The following is a 16,942-nucleotide window of genomic DNA, read 5'->3' on the forward strand; positions in this document are numbered from 1 at the left end:
CGCCCCCCATTTTCCAAAGACAGGGAGACACTCCATGCGTGCACAGAACAAGTCCGTCATCGTCACCGGCGCCGGCAACGGCATTGGCGAGGGCATCGCCAAGCGCCTGGCGGCCGAGGGCGCCAAAGTCATCGTCAACGACATCAACGAAGCCGGCGGCCAGCGCGTGGTGGCCGAGATCACCGCCGCCGGCGGCACGGCCGCCTTCTTCAAGGCCGACGTGACGAATTCGGCCCAGGTCAAGGCCCTGGTCGACGAAGCCGTGCGCCTGTACGGCCAGCTCGACGTGATGGTCAACAACGCCGGCTGGACGCACCGCAACCGCCCCATGCTGGAGGTGAACGAGGAAGAGTTCGACAAGGTCTATGCCATCAACATGAAGAGCATCTACCTCTCGGCCATCCACGCCGTGCCCGCGCTGCGCAAGGTGGGCGGTGGCAGCATCATCAACATCGCCTCCACGGCCGGCCTGCGCCCGCGCCCGGGCCTGACCTGGTACAACGGCTCCAAGGGTGCCGTGATCATCACCAGCAAGTCCATGGCGGCCGAGCTGGGTCCGGACAACATCCGCGTGAACTGCATCAACCCGGTGTTCAACCCCGACACGGGTCTGGCCGCCGAATTCGCGGGCGGCCCGGTGGACGACGCACGCCGCGCCAAGTTCCTGGCCACCATCCCGCTGGGGCGCTTCTCCACCGCTCTGGACGTGGCCAACGCCGCCCTCTACCTGGCCAGCGACGAGGCTTCGTTCATCAATGGCGTCTGTATAGAGGTAGACGGCGGCCGCTGCGTCTAACCTACGAGCCCCAAGGGCAAGCTGCAGTGCAGCATGCCTGAATCCGCAACTGCGGCAAAATCGGCCCCATGGCCGAACGTGTGATCCCCCTGGTGGACCAGCGCATCGCCGCCTTGAAGGCGGTGGTGCCGCTGCATGGCCAGGCGCCCACGGGCCACCTGGTGGACACGCGCGGGCGGCCCTTGCGCGACCTGCGCATCAGCGTGACGGACCGCTGCAACTTCCGCTGCAGCTACTGCATGCCCAAGGAAGTCTTCGACAAGGACTACCCCTACCTGCCGCACAGCGCGCTGCTCAGCTTCGAGGAGATCACGCGCCTGGCCCGGTTGTTCCTGGCCCACGGGGTGCGCAAGATCCGCCTCACGGGCGGCGAGCCGCTGCTGCGCAAGAACCTCGAAGCGCTGGTGGAGCAACTCGCGGCGCTGCGCACGGTGGACGGCACGGCCCCCGACCTCACGCTCACCACCAACGGATCGCTGCTGGTGCGCAAGGCCCGGGCGCTCAAGGACGCGGGCCTGAACCGCGTGACGGTAAGCCTCGACGGCCTGGACGACACGGTGTTCCGGCGCATGAACGATGTGGACTTTCCGGTCGCCGACGTGCTGGCCGGCATCGAGGCCGCGCACGCGGCGGGCCTGTCGCAGATCAAGGTCAACATGGTGGTCAAGCGCGGCACCAACGACCACGAGATCCTGCCCATGGCGCGGCACTTTCGCGGCACGGGCACCACGCTGCGCTTCATCGAGTACATGGACGTGGGGGCCACCAACGGCTGGCGCATGGACGAGGTGCTGCCCTCGGCCGAGCTCATCGAGCGCCTGCGCGCCCACCTGCCCCTGGTGCCGCTCGACCCTGCCAGCCCTGGCGAGACCGCCGAGCGCTGGGGCTATGCCGATGCCAGCGGCCGGCACGACCCGGCGCTGGGCGAGATCGGCGTGATCAGCAGCGTCACGCAGGCCTTCTGCCACGACTGCAACCGCGCCCGCCTGTCCACCGAGGGCCAGCTCTACCTGTGCCTCTTCGCCACCCAGGGCCACGACCTGCGCAGCCTGCTGCGCGGCGGCGCCAGCGACGAAGACATCGCCGCGGCCATCGCCCCCATCTGGCAAGGCCGCAGCGACCGCTACTCGGAGCTGCGCAGCAGCCTGCCCGCGGATGCCACGCCAGGGCCGCGCCGGGTGGAGATGAGCTACATCGGCGGCTGACGGCGCAGCCACGGCTGCCCTTTCATTTTTTCTTCAACGCGCACGGGGCCACACCTTCCAATGATCGACATCCAGGACATCACCGGCCTCGTGCTGGCCGGGGGCCGCGGCTCCCGCATGGGCGGGGTCGACAAGGGCCTGCAGGGCTTTCGCGGCATGCCGCTGGCGCTGCACACGCTGATGCGGCTGCAGATGCAGACCGGGGCCACCATGGTCAACGCCAACCGCAACCTGGCAGCCTACGAATCCTTCGGTGCACCGGTGTGGCCCGACGTACTGGCCGACTATGCGGGGCCGCTGGCCGGCTTCATGACCGGGCTGGAGCGCTGCGAGACGCCGTGGATGCTGACCGTGCCCTGCGACACCCCCTTGTTCCCGCTGGACCTGGCTGCGCGCCTGGCTGCTGCGGCCGAGGAAGCGGGTGCCGACATCGCCATGGCGGCCGCCCCCGAGGACGACGGCAGCGGCCAGGTGGCCGTGCGCCCCCAGCCCGTGTTCTGCCTGATGCGCGTGGAGTTGCTGGAGAGCCTGGTGGCCTTCACCCAGGCCGGCGGTCGCAAGATCGATGCCTGGACCGGCCAGCATGCCTGCGCCGTCGTGCCGTTCAACGCACCGGGCGACGACCCGCAGGCCTTCTTCAACGCCAACACCCTGGCCGAGCTGCATGCGCTGGAGGCCGGTACACCATCCAACCGCCCATGAAGACCCTTGCCCAGATTGCCGCCGAACTGCAGGGCTACGACCCCAAGGCCCTGAGCGTTGCCGATGCCAACGCCTTCCTCGCGCGCCTGGTGCAGCCGGTGCAGGGCAGCGAAACCCTGCCCCTCTTCGATGCGCTGGGCCGCGTGCTGGCCAGCGACGTGGTCTCGCCCGTGAGCGTGCCGCCGCACGACAACTCGGCCATGGACGGCTACGCGCTGGACGGTGCGCAACTGGTGCCGGGCCAGCCGCTCACGCTGCGCCCCGTGGGCACGGCCCTGGCCGGCAAGGCCTGGACGGGCAGCGTGGCTGCAGGCGAGTGCGTGAAGATCATGACCGGCGCCATCATGCCGGCGGGCCTGGACACCGTGGTGCCGCAGGAGTTCACCAGCACCGGGGCGGACGGGTCCATCACCATTGCCGCCGATGTGCTGCGCCCGGGCGATAACCGCCGCTTCGAGGGCGAGGACCTGATGCAAGGCAGTGTTGCGCTCGCGCAGGGCGAACTGCTCACCCCCGCCGCGCTGGGCCTGGTGGCCAGCCTGGGCCTGCCCACGGTGGCGGTGTACCGGCGCCTGCGCGTGGCCTACTTTTCCACCGGCGACGAGATCCTGAGCCTGGGCGAGGCCCCGCGCGAGGGCGCGGTGTACGACAGCAACCGCTACACCGTGTTCGGCCTGCTCACGCGCCTGGGGGTGGAGGTGATCGACCTCGGGGTGGTGCGCGATGAGCCCGCCCTGCTGGAGGCCGCCTTTCGCCAGGCGGCGCAGCAGGCCGACGCCATCATCACCAGCGGTGGTGTGAGCGTGGGCGAGGCCGACCATACGCGCACCATGATGAAGCAGCTCGGCGACGTGGCCTTCTGGCGCATCGCCATGCGGCCCGGCCGCCCCATGGCCGTGGGCCGCCTGGCCAGCGACACGCAGGATGATGGCCGCAGCGCCGTGCTGTTCGGCCTGCCCGGCAACCCGGTGGCGGTGATGGTCACCTTCCTGGCCTTCGTGCGCCCGGCCCTGCTGCGCATGATGGGCAGCACCCACACCCCCGTGCCCCTGATGCGCGCCACCAGCACCGAAGCCCTGCGCAAGAAGCCCGGCCGCACCGAGTACCAGCGCGGCACGGTGAGCACCGCGCCCGACGGCAGCCTGCAGGTCTGCACCACCGGCAACCAGGGCTCGGGCGTGCTCAGCTCCATGGTGCAGGCCAATGGCCTCATCGTGCTGCACCATGGCCAGGGCGACGTGGCGGCCGGCGAGCCCGTCGACGTGATGGTTTTTGACGGCGTGATCTGACATGCAGGTGCGGCCTGGCCTTCCCCACGCCTGGCCCGACACGGTCTACGCTGTACCGAACATCCTCCATTGGAACGAGATACACCATGCCTTACGCAGCCAAACACCTTGTACAGCCCCCTTCGCGCGATGAAGTGAACCAGCTGGCGGGAACCACCGTCGTCGAGTTCGGCACGCCCTGGTGCGGCCACTGCCAGCGCGCCCAGCCGCTCATCGAAGGGGCCTTGAAGGACCGCGCCGACGTGGCCCACATCAAGGTCGAGGACGGCCCCGGCCAGCGCCTGGGACGCACCTTCGGCGTGAAGCTCTGGCCGACGCTGGTCTTCCTCAAGGATGGCAAGGAAGTGGAGCGCCTGGTGCGCCCGCAGCAGGCGGCCGATGTACAGCAGGCCCTGCAGGCCGTGGCCGGCTGAGCCCCTTCAGCCCTCCTTCTTCTTCATCGCCAACAGGTAGCCCACGCGCAGCGCGCGGTGCAGCCTGAATGCCCGGGTGAACGGGTTGTAGCCCAGCCCGCGCGCATCCCTAAGGGCCAGGCCGGCCCCATGGGCATGGACGGTGAGTTCGTGCGGGCGGATGAACTTGTGCCAGTCGTGCGTGCCCACGGGCAGCAGCCGCAGCACATACTCGGCACCAAACACTGCGATCAGCCACGCAAAGGGCGTGCGGTTGATGGTGGAAAAGAACACCCAGCCACCGGGCTTCACGAGCCGCGCACAGGCCTCGACCACCAGGCGCGGGTCGGGCACATGCTCCAGCATCTCCATGCAGGTCACCACGTCGTAGCTGCCTGGCTGCTCGGCCGCCAGCTCCTCGGCCGACACGGCGCGGTAGGCCACGCTCGCCCCGCTCTTGCGCGCATGCAGCGTGGCCACCTTGAGCGGCTTGTCCGCCAGATCGATACCCAGCACGTCGGCCCCGCGCCGGGCCATGGACTCGGCCAGGATGCGGCCGCCGCAGCCCACGTCGAGCACACGCTTGCCGGCGAGCGAGACCTCATCGTCGATCCACTGCAGGCGCAGCGGGTTGATCTCGTGCAGCGGGCGGAACTCCGATTGCGGATCCCACCAGCGATCGGCCAGTTGCTGGAATTTGGCGAGTTCGGCGGCGTCGAAGTTGGTGTGGACCATGGTGTGGCTCCTTCTTTGGAATGGGAAAACGATTGATCTGCTTACCAATGGCCCTTGGCCCGGTTCCAGCGGTAGAGCCGGCGCGCAAAGGCGTTGTAGAAAAGGTCGGTGACCTTGCGCACACCCCACCACCGCAGCGGCGCGGCCAGCCAGCCCCAGCACGGCACGCGCCGCAGGGCTGCGGCCAGGGCATCGGCGCCCACCTGCATGCGCCCCTGCCCGTCGGCCACGTGCAGGCGCTCGCGCACGGCTTCGAGCTCCAGGCCCAGGGCATCGAGCACCTCGGGGTGCTGGTGCACGTCCACCCATTGCACATCCCCATCGGCGGCCAGCCGCTCCCGCATGGCGCAGATGCCGGCGTCGCACACGGGGCAGGCGCTGTTGTAGTACACGGTGGCAGTGGGGTTGGGGGTGTTGCTCATGGCCATGTCCTTTGCAGCCATCATAGCAATATTTAGTTAAATACCTAAATATTTAATTAAATAAGTCACGACACAGCTTCGCTAGAATGCGCGGATGGAAAAAATCTTCGAAGCGCTTGCGTCCACCCCCCGGCGCAAGATCCTGGCCTACCTGTCTGAGACCGAGCTGTCCGCGGGCGAGATCGCCGCGCGCTTCGAGATGAGCAAGCCCTCGCTCTCGCAGCACCTCAAGGTGCTGGAGAACGCCGGCCTCGTCACGTCGGAAAAGCGCGGCCAGTTCGTCTACTACAGCCTGCTGCGCGACAACCTGGCCCACACGCTCACGGGCTTCATGCAGAGCGTGTGCCCCGTGTCCACGGGGCTCAAGAAGGAAAGCCGCGCCCTGGCCCAGAGCAAGGCCAAGGCGGCAGGCGCCAAGCCGACTGTCAAGTAGAACGAAGCCTGCCCCTCAGCAGTCTCGCGGCTTGGCATTCATCCGGATAGCTAGGCGGAGAGCCGCAGACAGTGCTGTAGCACGGCAAGGCTCTCCAACGACGTTAGCCGGTTGAAGGTCAAGCCGCCTCAGCCTCTTCCGGCGAACGGCATGTTCGATGCCATCACCGTCATGTTGAGCACATTGGCGCTCAATGGCAGGCTGGCCATGTAGCTCACGGCATCGGCCACGTGCTTGACGTCCATCAGCGGCTCGGTGGACATGGTGCCATTGGCCTGGCGCACGCCTTCGCCCTTGCCCATGCGGGCCGCCAGGTCGGTCAGCGCATTGCCAATGTCGATCTGGCAGCCGACGATGTTGTAGGCGCGGCCGTCCAGCGCCAGGCACTTGGTCAAGCCCAGCACGGCATGCTTGCTGGCCGTGTAGGGGCTGCTGAAGGGCCGCGGCGTGTGCGCGGAAATGGAGCCGTTGTTGATGATGCGCCCGCCCTGCGGCGACTGGCGGCGCATGAGGCCGAAGGCGGCCCGCGCGCACAGGAACACGCCGGTGATGTTGGTGTTCACTACGTCCAGCCACTTTTCCACGGGCAGTTCGTCCATGGGCACGGCAGGCGCGCCGATGCCGGCGTTGTTGAACAGCACGTCCAGGCGGCCGCATTCCTTCTCGACGGTCTGGAACAGCGCATCCACGCTGGCCGGGTCGCGCACGTCGGACACCACGGCCAGGGCCTTGCCCCCCGCAGCCTGCACCTCGGCCACCAGGGCATCGAGCAATTCGGTACGGCGCCCGGTGGCCACGACGTGGAAACCGTCCTTGGCGAGCTGCAGGGCAACGGCACGGCCGATGCCGCTGCCGGCACCGGTGACGAGAGCGACTTTCTGTGCGGGAAGAGAGGACACGCAATGACTCCTGTTGGATAGGTAAAAACTGGCGAACGCGAGACCTTACACTGCTCCGTGCGACTCGACGTACAGCGCGTACAGCGAATGGCTGCTGGTCATGTACAGCCGGTTGCGCTTGGGCCCGCCAAAGGCCAGGTTGGCACAGCGCTCGGGCAGGCGGATGAAGCCGATGGGCTTGCCCTCGGGGTTGAAGACCTTCACACCGTCCATCTCGTCGGAGCGGCCCGTGGGCAGGTGCGCCCTCATGCCGCCACCGATGTCCGTGGGCTCGGCCGCCACGGCACCGGTGTAGCCCCAGCCGCACCACAGGTTGCCGTCGCGGTCGACCTTGAAGCCGTCGAGGGCGCCGGGGCCGGCCGCATCGATGAGCTTGGTCTTGTTGGAGACGCTGGCCCCGTCGGCAGACACGTCGTAGGCCCAGATGCTGCGGTGGGGCGTGCCCTTCCACTCCACCACGTAGAGCTTCTTCTCGTCGGGCGAGAAGGCCAGGCCGTTGGGATTGACCAGGTCGGTGATCACCGCGGTGAGCTTGCCGTCGGGCGCGATGCGGTAGACATTCGTCGTGGCCTGCTCGGGCGTGGCGCGCGAGCCCTCCCATTCGCCGTTGATACCGAAGATGGGATCGGTGAACCAGACGCTGTCGTCCGACTTGACGACGATGTCGTTGGGCGCGTTCAGGCGCTTGCCCTCGAAGCGGTCGGCCAGCACGGTGGTGCGCCCATCCTTCTCGGTGCGCACCACCCGGCGTGTGACCGAATGCTCGCAGGTGATGAGCCGACCCTGGCGGTCGCAGACATTGCCGTTGGCGTAGTTGACGTTGGTCTTGTGCACCGAGAACTGCCCGGTCTTCTCGTCGTACTTCATCAGCCGGTTGTTCGGGATGTCGCTGAGCAGCAGGTAGCCGCCCTGGGGGAAATAGGCCGGCCCCTCGGCCCAGCGCATGCCCGTGCCCAACTGCTCCACCGTGCTGCTGTAGATGCGGTACTTGGAAAAGCCCGGGTCCAGGATGAACACCGACGGGTCGGGGTAGCGCTGTTGGGGCCTGAAGTCGAAGGCCTGGGCGCCAGCCAGGCCGCTCAGCGCAGCCATGCCAGTGCCGGCCGCCGTTTTCAGGAACTGCCGGCGGGCCTGGTTCTTGTTTGTCGTCATCGCTCTTGTCTCCTGTTGTGGTTTTGAATGAAAGAAGGCGGAACGCGGCCGATCCTCGGCCGCGGAATCAGGTCACCGGGGCCGGGTTGAAGAGGACCAGAGCGTTGTGCAGCTTCCACTGCTCGGCCCAGGTCTTCTTGCGGCCGCTGGCCACGTCGAGCATGAGCTGGAACATCTCCCAGCCCACGTCGGCAATCGTCTTTTCGCCGGTGGCGATCGTTCCGGCGTTGATGTCCATCAGGTCATGCCAGCGGCGCGCCAGGTCGTCACGCGTAGCCACCTTGATGACGGGCACCTGGGCCAGGCCATAGGGCGTGCCGCGGCCGGTGGTGAACACGTGCAGGTTCATGCCCGCAGCCAGCTGCAGGGTGCCGCAGATGAAATCGCTGGCCGGCGTGGCCGCGTAGATCAGGCCGCGCTGGCGGAGCTTTTCGCCCGGCGAGATCACGCCCGAGATGGGCGAACTGCCCGACTTGACGATGGAGCCCATGGCCTTTTCCACGATGTTGGACAGGCCGCCCTTCTTGTTGCCCGGAGTGGTGTTGGCGCTGCGGTCCACCCGGCCGCGCTGCAGGTAGGCGTCGTACCAGGCCATCTCGCGGATCATGGCCTCGGCCACTTCGGGGGTGGAGGCACGCGAGGTGAGCTGGTCGATGCCATCGCGCACCTCGGTGGTTTCCGAGAACATCACGGTGGCACCTGCGCGCACCAGCAGGTCGGTGCAGTAGCCCACGGCCGGATTGGCCGTGACGCCCGAGAACGCATCGCTGCCGCCGCACTGCACGCCCACCACGAGTTCGCTGGCAGGCACGGTCTCGCGCCGGCGCGCGTTCAGGCGCTTGAGGTGCAGCTCGGCCTGGCGCAGGATGGAGTCGACCATGGACATGAAGCCCACGTGCGCATCGTCCTGCAGGCACACCACGTCAAGCGGCGTTTCGGCGCTGGTGCCCGTGTCGGCCACGCTGCGCTCATCCACCAGCGGGATGCTGCCAGGCGGCAGCAGGCGCTCGGGCTGCAGCTTCTCGCAGCCCAGGCTGACCACCATGACCTCGCCGCCGAAGTTGGGGTTGAGCGAGATGTTGCGCAGCGTGCGGATGGGGATCACCGCGTCGGGTGCGTCGATGGCCACGCCGCAGCCATAGGTGTGCTCCAGCGCCACCACGTCGTCGACGTTGGGAAAGCGCGGCAGCAGCTCGGCCTTGATGCGCTGCACGGCGAAGTCGGTGACACCGGCCACGCACTGCACGGTCTGCGTGATGGCCAGGATGTTGCGCGTGCCCACCGAGCCATCGGCATTGCGGTAGCCCTCGAAGGTGTAGCCTTCCAACGCGGGCTGTGGCTCGGGCTTGACGGTGGCGATGGGCAGGCCTTCGAGCTCGCGCGCCTCAGGCATGCGCAGCAGGCGCTCGTGCACCCAGCTGCCCGCGGGGATGGCTTTCAGGGCATAGCCGATGGGCACGTTGTAGCGGCGCACCTCGCCGCCTTCAGGGATGTCCACCAGCGCCACCTTGTGCGCCTGCGGCACCTTGTCCACCAAGGTCAGGCCAGAGGGAAACACCGTGCCCGCAGGCAGCCCCCCGTCGTTGGCGACGATGGCGACGTTGTCGCGCTCGTCCATCTTGATGTGCAGGGGCGGCCGCGCCGGGGTCGTGGTGGATGCGGTGCTATCGGTCATGGGGTTTTCTCGGTGCTGTTTTTCTCAATCTACCGCAGGCGCGTCAGGGGCGCTGTCCGACTTCTGCGCTCTCGCGTGTCCAGGCGCGCGCCTGCTCGCTCAGGCTCAGGCCCAGGCCGGGGCGCGTGGGCACGAGCATGCGACCGTTCTGGATCTCCAGGCGCTCGTTGAACAACGGCTCCAGCCAGTCGAAATGCTCGACCCAGGGCTCGGTGGCATACACGGCAGCCAGGTGCACGTGCAGCTCCATGGCGAAGTGCGGGCCCAGGCTCAGGCCGGCATGCTCGGCCTGCCCGGCGATCTTGAGGAAGGGCGTGATGCCGCCCACGCGCGGTGCGTCGGGCATCAGGTAGTCGGCTGCGCGGTGGCGTATCAGCTCGCCGTGCTCGGCAGCGCTGGTGAGCATTTCGCCGGTGGCGATCGGTGTGTCGAAGGTCGCGGCCAGGGCGGCGTGGCCCTCGAAATCGTAAGCGTCGAGCGGCTCCTCGATCCACACCAGGTTGAATTCTTCGAAGATGCGGCACATGCGCTGGGCCGTGGGGCGGTCCCACTGCTGGTTGGCGTCCACCATCAGCGGCACCTGCTCGCCCAGGTGCTTGCGCACGGTCTCCACGCGCTTGATGTCCAGCGCCCGGTCGGGCTGGCCGACCTTGAGCTTGATGCCGCCGATGCCGCGCTCGATGGAAGCGCCCGCGTTCACCACCAGTTGCTCGATGGGCGTGTGCAGAAAGCCGCCCGAGGTGTTGTAGCACTGCACCGAGTCGCGCTGCGAGCCCAAGAGCTTGGACAGCGACAGCCCCGCGCGGCGCGCCTTGAGGTCATACAGCGCCACGTCGAAGGCGCCGATGGCCTGGGTGGACATGCCGCTACGCCCCACCGAGGCACCGGCCCAGCACAGCTTGGTCCAAAGGCGCGAAATGTCGCTCGGGTCCTCACCGATCAGCGCGGGCGCGATCTCCTTGGCATGGGCGAACTGCCCTGGCCCGCCCGCGCGCTTGGAATAGCTCAGCCCCAGGCCCTTGTGGCCATCCTTGGTCTCGATCTCGGCGAACAGCATCGCGATCTCGGTCATTGGCTTCTGGCGGCCGGTGAGCACCTTGGCATCGCTGATCGGGTTGGCCAGCGGCAGGTAGCACGAGGAGATGCGGACCCAGGCGATGGAATCGCCAGCGGCGGAGGGGGTAGAGGCAGTCATGGGCAGGGGCTGGGGAACGACAGGGAACACAGAGGCCCCAAGGCGGCGCCTTGGGGCAGGGAGGCATCAATCAATCGAAATCTTGCCGGTCTCGATCACCGTCTTCCAGCGCGCGTATTCCTTCTTCTGGAACTCAGCGAACTGGGCTGGCGTGTTGACCACCATCTCGAAGCCGATGCCGACGAACTGGTCCTTGACCTTGGGGTCGTTGAGCGCCTCGGCGAACGCGGCGTGGGCCTTCTCGCGCACGGCGGGCGGCAGGCCCTTGGGGGCGACGATGGCCTGCCAGGAGGTCACTTCCACGTTCTTCACGCCGGCTTCGGTCAGGGTGGGCACGTCGGGCAGCACGGGCGAACGCGCTGCGCTGGTGACGGCCAGGGCGCGCATCTTGCCGCCCTTGATGTACTGCACCACCGAGTTGACGTTCTGGAACGAGGCATCGACCTGCCCGCCCATGATGTCGGTGTGCGCGGGCGCGCCGCCCTTGTAGGGCACGTGGATGGCCGTGGTGCCCGTCTGCTGCCAGAACAGCTCGGCCGTCAGGTGGTCGCTGGAGCCGTTGCCAGCCGAGGCGAAGGTCAGCTTGCCGGGATTGGCCTTGAGGCTGGCGATCACGTCGGCCACCGACTTGAGCGGCGAATTGGTGGGCACGACGAGCACATTGGGCGACTGCACGGCCACGGTGACCAGGTCGAAGTCCTTGAGCGGGTCGTACTGCATGCCCTTGAGCAGATGCGGCGTGATGACCAGCGGGCCCAGCGAGGTGACCAGGAAGGTATACCCATCGGCCGGCGCACGCTTGACGAAGGTGGCGCCGATGGTGCCCGTGGCCCCGGCCTTGTTCTCCACCAGGAAGGACTGCTTGAACTTGTTGGTGAGCAGCGGGCCCACGGCGCGCGCCACCTGGTCGGTGGAGCCCCCGGGCGGGAACGGTACGACCAATGTCACCGCTTTTTCAGGCCAGGCCTGGGCGTGCGATGCGAGTGCGGCCAGGCCGAGGCACAGGGCTGTGAGTGTGTTTTTCATGCGTTGTCTCCTTGTTGGTAAACGGTCTGACCGCCCATCACCCATGGACGAGCGGCACGGCCGGGAGGGGAAAGCAGTGTTCCCCCGAAATGGTAACGTTGTCATTTTTGGCAAATGAAGTCGTCTTGCCGACTGCTCCATCTTTCCGAAAGCCACAAGCCTCGTGAAAGCGCCTTTGCTACCGTTCAGCGCAAATGATATCGTTGTCATTTGCCGCAGTCAACCTGGGCAATGCGCAGTGTCTGCAAGCCAGCCACCAGGCACCCTGCCCGGGCCTCCCACCGCGGAAGGGGCCCGGAATTTTGGTAGGGTACGGACTTCTCTCTCCATTGCGCCAGCCCTGCCCTTGCGTCGCCGTACCCGTCCATGAACACCCCCGCCCCCCACAAGCCCGTCACCCTGCACGATGTGGCCAAGGTCGCGGGCGTATCGCTCATCACCGCCTCGCGCGCGCTGAGCAACCCGGGCGTGGTGTCGGACAAGACGATCGCCAAGGTGCGCGAGGCCGTGGAGGCCACGGGCTACATCCCCAACCTGCTCGCAGGCGGCCTCAAGTCCAAGCGCAGCCGCATGGTCGCGGCCATCGTGCCGGCGCTGTCGGTATCGCAGTTTTTGCCCACCGTGCAGACCCTCACCTCGGCGCTGGCCGCGGGCGGCTACCAGGTCATCGTGGGACAGACCAACTACGACGCCGAGCGCGAGGAGGCCGTGCTCAACACCATGATCAGCCGCCAGCCCGACGGCATCGTGATGACCGGCCTGGTGCAGTCGCAAAAGGCACGCGACCGGCTCAGGCGATCCGGCATCCCGGTGGTGGAAACCTGGGACCTGAGCGACCGGCCGGTGGACATGGTGATCGGCTTCTCGCATCTCAAGGTGGGCGGAGCGGTGGGTGGCTACTTTCTCTCGCGCGGCTGGACCAGGGTCGGCATCGCCACCGGCAGCGACCACCGCGCCATGCTGCGGCGCGAGGGCTTTCTGGCCACGCTGGGCCGCGACGACGTGCCCACGGCCGTGGTGCCCGCGCCCAGCAGCCTGGCCCTGGGCCGCCGCGCGCTGGCCGAGCTGCTGGACAAGGAGCCGGGCCTGCAGGCCGTGTGCTGCAGCTCCGACACCCTGGCCCACGGCGTGCTGGTGGAGGCCCAGGCCCGTGGCCTGCGCGTGCCCGAGGACCTGGCCGTGGTGGGCTTCGGCAATGCCGAGTTCGGCGCGCACATGGTGCCGTCGATCACCACCGTGCACGTGGACGGCCCCGAGATCGGCCGCCTGGCCGCACAGCTCATCCTGGCGCGCTGCAATGGCGAGACCGTGGAGCAGCCCATCGTGGACCTGGGGTTTCGCATGATCGAGCGGCGCTCCACGTCGGTGGACGCGGAGTAACCGCCGGGGGCACGGGCCTACGCCCTGCCCCCCAGCCGCACGCTAGCCAGCAGGGCCAGCGCCAGACACGTGGCACCTGCTCCCACGAGGAAGGCCGTGCCAATGCCGAACCAGTGCGTCGCCATGCCCACCACCGGCCCCGTCACGCCCAGCGCAATGTCGGCAAAGGCGATGAAGTTGCCCACGGCGCGGCCGCGCTGCTCGGGTGGCACCGAACGCGTGGCCAGCACGCCCATGGCCGGGAACACGAGCGAAAAGCCCAGGCCCGTGAGCGTGGCACCCAGCACGGCCATGGCGGGACTGCCGGCCTGCCAGACCAGCACCTGGCCCACGGCCTCGAAGGCCAGCGAGCCCACGGCGACAGCGGTGGCACCGAAGCGGTCCGGCAGGCCCGAACCCACCAGACGCACCAGCACATAGGCCGCGCTGAAGCCCAGCAGCGCCGTGCCCGCATGCGGCCAGCCGTGGGCTGCGTATGCCAGCGTGAGGAAGGCCGCCATGGCCGCATAGGGCACGGTGGCCAGCGCCAGCACCAGGCCCGGCCGCCAGATCAGGCCCAGCACGCGGTGGAACGGCACGCGCTGCTGCCCACCCGAGGCCGGTACCGCCGGCAACCGCAATGCGATGGCCCAGGCCACCATCGGCGTGAGCAGCACCAGCACGCCCACGCAGGCAAAGCCGAAGGCCGGCTGCACCGCCAGCCCCAGCGGCGCGCCCAGGCCCAGCGCGGCGTAGATGGCGATGCCCACCCAGGACATGACGGCGCCCGTGCGCGCCGGCCCCACACGGGCGATGCCCCAGCTCATGAGGCCGGTGAGGAACAGGCTTTCACCCAGGCCCGCCACCAGGCGGCCGAGGATGAGCACGGCCAGGCTGGCCGCAGGCGCCATGGGCAGCATGCTGGCCAGCACATAGGCCAGCCCCGAGCAGGCCGTGAGCGGCAGGCCCAGCAGCACGGCAAAGCGCGGCCCGCGCTGGTCGCACAAGGTGCCCGCCTGGTGGCGCGTGAGCAGGGTGGCCAGCGACTGCAGGCCGATGGCCCAGCCCACCGTGGCCGCGCCAAAGCCCAGGTGGTCGCGCACCTCCAGCGCCAGAGCGCCGAGCGGGATGCTGATGGACAAGAACCCGAGGAAGACCGCCAGCACCACCGGCGCAAGCGCTGTGAACAAGGCAGGCGCGGGTGCACCAGCCAACCCGAGCGGGCGAACGGAAGAAGAAACGGAGGGAGAGGAAGACGGAGAAGAAGAATGCGAAATGCGTGACGTCATGGAGAGCGCGCCTTTAAAACGCCGAGACACGCCCTTACTGGGCTCCTCTCGACAAAGGACGCGTTGGATGACGGTAACGCTTACGACAGGCCGGCAAGCGGCTGCGGGGCGGATTATGGCGTGGTGTTTCGCTGCCCGTCAACCGCATCGGGGAAAAAAATTTCTCCGATGCGCCGACAAAACTTCACACGACCAGGCTCAGCCGCGAACGGCCTTTTCTATCGCCGCCACATCGATCTTTCTCATGGGCATCATGGCCTGGAACGCACGCTTGGCCACATCGCCGCCCTGGGCCATGGCATTGGTCAGCACACGCGGCGTGATCTGCCAGTTGATGCCCCAGCGGTCCTTGCACCAGCCACACTGGCTCTCCTGCCCGCCGTTGCCGACGATGGCGTTCCACAGGCGGTCGGTCTCGGCCTGGTCGTCGGTGGCGATCTGGAACGAGAAGGCCTCGCTGTGCTTGAACTGTGGGCCGCCGTTCAGGCCAATGCAGGGGATGCCGGCGACGGTGAATTCCACCGTCAGCACATTGCCCTTCTTGCCGCCGCCCGGGAAGTCGGATGGCGCCTGGTGCACGGCCGCCACCTGGCTGTCCGGAAAGGTCTGGGCGTAGAAGTTGGCAGCGGCCTCGGCTTCGCTGTCGTACCAGATGCAAACGGTGTTCTTGGCGGCGGGCATGCAGGTCTCCTGTGTCAGAAAGCGGCCAGTGTGTCGCTTTCGATCCTCGCCCGCAAGGCAAGCACTTGTAGGACACCTGCTTGATCGGATTGGCACAGAATGCGATTGGCGCCGCACCCTTTGAAAGCACCCGGGAACCTAGACTTTCCCCACACCAACCACCGGGAACCGACATGCTTTTCACCACCTCTTTTTCCACGTTTCGCGCCCTGCTCGCACTGCCGCTGCTCGCCCCTCTGGCAGCCTGCACCGTCGTCGCGCCAGGCCCAGGCGGTGCCATGCCACCATTCACTGTGCACAGCCCCGACATGGCCGATGGCCGGGTGGCCCGCGCGCAGTTTGCCAGCGCCATGGGCGGCCCGGGCGACAACCTGTCGCCGCAAATCGAATGGCAGGGCGCTCCGGCCAATGCGCAGAGCTTTATCGTCACGATGTACGACCCCGATGCCCCCACCGGCTCGGGCTGGTGGCACTGGGCCGTGGCCAATATCCCCGCCAGCGCCCGCGCGCTGCCGCGTGGCGCGGGCGTGGCGGGCACCGGCGCACTGCCCCCGGGTGCAGTGGAGATCAACACCGACATGGGCGTACCCGGCTATGGGGGACCCCTGCCCCCGCCGGGCGAAACGCACCGCTATGTGGTCACCGTGACCGCGCTCGACGTGCCGCGGCTGGACCTGCCGCCCACGGCCACGCCGGCGCTGCTGGCCTTCATGGCGGGGGCCCACACGGTGGGCAAGGCCAGCTTCACCGCCATGGGCGCACGCTGAGCGAGCCACCACGGAGCACGATCCCACCATGCGCCCACGCCACTCCCAGCCCGACGGCACCCACCTGGCCCGCAGCATCCACGCCCTGCCCGGCGTGGGCATGGCAGCCCATGTGCTGCAGGGGCGTGGGCTGGAAATCCTGCGCATGCGCATGGACCAGCCCGCGCTGATCCTGGTGGACCAGGGCACCAAGACCGTGCGCGCCGAGCGCGGTGCCACGGCCTGCGCCATGCCCGGGCAGGCCATCGTGATCGACGGCCAGCAGACGGTGGACTTCACCAACGCCGTGCCCGAAGGGGTGGACCACTACGAAGCGCGCTGGCTGGTGTTCGACCCGGCGCTGCTCGAAGACCCCTACTACCGGGCCCGCGCCGCGCAGGCCGAGCGTTCCGGCACCACGGGCGCATCGGTGCGCCTGGTGCCGCAGGTGGCGCCGAAGTTGGCGAGCGCGTTCGGGCACGCTGCGCAGTCACTGGCACCGGATGCAGCCCTGCCCGCATCCATCGCGCGCCAGCGCGTGCTGGAGGTGCTGCACTGGTTGCTGGAGCAGCATGGCATCGCCCTGCACGCCCCGCCCGTGAACCCCGGCGTATCGGTCAAGGTGCGCGCACTGATCGCGGGTCGGCTCGACGCCGAATGGACCGCCAGCCGCATCGCCAATGAACTGGCCGTGTCCGAGGCCACGCTGCGCCGCCGCCTGGTGGCCGAGGGCGCATCGCTCACCCAGCTGCTGGTGGACGCGCGCATGGCCACCGCGCTCACGCTGCTGCAGGCCACCACGCAGCCGGTGTCATCCATCGCGCTGTCGGTGGGTTATGAATCGCCCTCGCGCTTCGCGGTGCGCTTTCGCCAGCGCTTCGGCTTTGCCCCCACGGCCGTGCGCGGGCACGAGCGCGGCGCCAGTTGATCCTTTCGTCCCCTCCCC

The 16,942-nt window shown here is 68.1% G+C and carries 18 protein-coding genes; 9 read left to right on the plus strand and 9 right to left on the minus strand.

The annotated features are described in order from the left end of the window. Positions 1–34 precede the first annotated feature (34 nt). The 5 genes from AC07PA_RS18370 to AC07PA_RS18390 all read left to right on the plus strand — a co-directional run bounded on the left by AC07PA_RS18370 (position 35) and on the right by AC07PA_RS18390 (position 4,405). Positions 35–796: an SDR family oxidoreductase gene (locus AC07PA_RS18370; RefSeq protein ID WP_494606086.1), complete on the plus strand. Its 762-nt coding sequence runs from the start codon at positions 35–37 to the stop codon at positions 794–796. 68 nt (positions 797–864) lie between these two features. Then, entirely contained in the window at positions 865–2,001 is a 1,137-nt protein-coding gene (gene moaA / locus AC07PA_RS18375; protein ID WP_494606088.1) for a GTP 3',8-cyclase MoaA, read from the plus strand. A 60-nt stretch (positions 2,002–2,061) separates the two neighbouring features. Beyond that, entirely contained in the window at positions 2,062–2,703 is a 642-nt protein-coding gene (mobA, locus tag AC07PA_RS18380) for a molybdenum cofactor guanylyltransferase MobA (protein WP_494606089.1), read from the plus strand. Next, entirely contained in the window at positions 2,700–3,992 is a 1,293-nt protein-coding gene (gene moeA, locus AC07PA_RS18385) for a molybdopterin molybdotransferase MoeA (protein ID WP_494606091.1), read from the plus strand. The genes mobA and moeA overlap by 4 nt, the downstream gene beginning before the upstream one ends. 86 nt (positions 3,993–4,078) lie before the next feature. Continuing rightward, positions 4,079–4,405, plus strand: a complete 327-nt coding sequence (locus tag AC07PA_RS18390) for a thioredoxin family protein (RefSeq protein WP_494606093.1) — start codon at positions 4,079–4,081, stop codon at positions 4,403–4,405. Between the two features lie 6 nt (positions 4,406–4,411). On the opposite strand, the gene ubiG is transcribed toward AC07PA_RS18390, so the two are convergent. Both ubiG and AC07PA_RS18400 read right to left on the minus strand, forming a co-directional pair. Then, positions 4,412–5,119, minus strand: coding sequence for a bifunctional 2-polyprenyl-6-hydroxyphenol methylase/3-demethylubiquinol 3-O-methyltransferase UbiG (ubiG, locus tag AC07PA_RS18395; protein WP_494606095.1), 708 nt, complete (start codon positions 5,117–5,119; stop codon positions 4,412–4,414). Between the two features lie 41 nt (positions 5,120–5,160). Continuing rightward, the gene (locus AC07PA_RS18400; protein WP_494606097.1) at positions 5,161–5,541 is read right to left on the minus strand and encodes a thiol-disulfide oxidoreductase DCC family protein; all 381 of its coding nucleotides are present in this window, start codon (positions 5,539–5,541) and stop codon (positions 5,161–5,163) included. A 94-nt stretch (positions 5,542–5,635) separates the two neighbouring features. Between AC07PA_RS18400 and AC07PA_RS18405 the strand changes: the two genes are divergently transcribed. Further along, positions 5,636–5,974: a metalloregulator ArsR/SmtB family transcription factor gene (locus AC07PA_RS18405; protein ID WP_007848043.1), complete on the plus strand. Its 339-nt coding sequence runs from the start codon at positions 5,636–5,638 to the stop codon at positions 5,972–5,974. Between the two features lie 128 nt (positions 5,975–6,102). On the opposite strand, the gene AC07PA_RS18410 is transcribed toward AC07PA_RS18405, so the two are convergent. The 5 genes from AC07PA_RS18410 to AC07PA_RS18430 form a co-directional block, all read right to left on the minus strand. Further along, positions 6,103–6,873 (minus strand): SDR family oxidoreductase, encoded by a 771-nt coding sequence (locus tag AC07PA_RS18410; RefSeq protein WP_007848041.1) that lies wholly within the window; start codon positions 6,871–6,873, stop codon positions 6,103–6,105. A 45-nt stretch (positions 6,874–6,918) separates the two neighbouring features. After that, entirely contained in the window at positions 6,919–8,025 is a 1,107-nt protein-coding gene (locus AC07PA_RS18415) for an SMP-30/gluconolactonase/LRE family protein (RefSeq protein ID WP_494606100.1), read from the minus strand. Positions 8,026–8,092: 67 nt separating this feature from the next. Continuing rightward, complete coding sequence (gene garD / locus AC07PA_RS18420) at positions 8,093–9,700, minus strand: galactarate dehydratase (RefSeq protein ID WP_007848037.1); 1,608 nt, start codon at positions 9,698–9,700, stop codon at positions 8,093–8,095. Between the two features lie 43 nt (positions 9,701–9,743). Continuing rightward, a complete protein-coding gene (locus AC07PA_RS18425) occupies positions 9,744–10,895 on the minus strand; it encodes an L-talarate/galactarate dehydratase (RefSeq protein ID WP_494606102.1) in 1,152 nt (383 codons plus the stop codon). Between the two features lie 66 nt (positions 10,896–10,961). Continuing rightward, positions 10,962–11,921, minus strand: a complete 960-nt coding sequence (locus tag AC07PA_RS18430) for a Bug family tripartite tricarboxylate transporter substrate binding protein (RefSeq protein ID WP_007848031.1) — start codon at positions 11,919–11,921, stop codon at positions 10,962–10,964. A 366-nt stretch (positions 11,922–12,287) separates the two neighbouring features. On the opposite strand from AC07PA_RS18430, the gene AC07PA_RS18435 reads away from it, so the two are divergent. Next, on the plus strand, positions 12,288–13,301 hold the full coding sequence (locus tag AC07PA_RS18435; RefSeq protein WP_007848007.1) for a LacI family DNA-binding transcriptional regulator: 1,014 nt from the start codon (positions 12,288–12,290) through the stop codon (positions 13,299–13,301). A gap of 17 nt (positions 13,302–13,318) precedes the next feature. Here AC07PA_RS18435 and AC07PA_RS18440 read toward each other — a convergent pair whose 3' ends face one another. Both AC07PA_RS18440 and AC07PA_RS18445 read right to left on the minus strand, forming a co-directional pair. Continuing rightward, positions 13,319–14,470 (minus strand): MFS transporter, encoded by a 1,152-nt coding sequence (locus tag AC07PA_RS18440; RefSeq protein WP_494606105.1) that lies wholly within the window; start codon positions 14,468–14,470, stop codon positions 13,319–13,321. 297 nt (positions 14,471–14,767) lie between these two features. Further along, positions 14,768–15,250, minus strand: coding sequence for a VOC family protein (locus AC07PA_RS18445; RefSeq protein WP_007848000.1), 483 nt, complete (start codon positions 15,248–15,250; stop codon positions 14,768–14,770). 278 nt (positions 15,251–15,528) lie between these two features. On the opposite strand from AC07PA_RS18445, the gene AC07PA_RS18450 reads away from it, so the two are divergent. Next, the gene (locus tag AC07PA_RS18450) at positions 15,529–16,017 is read left to right on the plus strand and encodes a YbhB/YbcL family Raf kinase inhibitor-like protein (protein WP_494606107.1); all 489 of its coding nucleotides are present in this window, start codon (positions 15,529–15,531) and stop codon (positions 16,015–16,017) included. Positions 16,018–16,045: 28 nt separating this feature from the next. Next, positions 16,046–16,924 (plus strand): helix-turn-helix transcriptional regulator, encoded by an 879-nt coding sequence (locus AC07PA_RS18455; protein WP_494606109.1) that lies wholly within the window; start codon positions 16,046–16,048, stop codon positions 16,922–16,924. The last annotated feature ends 18 nt before the right edge of the window (positions 16,925–16,942 follow it).

It is taken from the genome of Acidovorax sp. GW821-FHT09B03 (genome assembly GCF_059418305.1).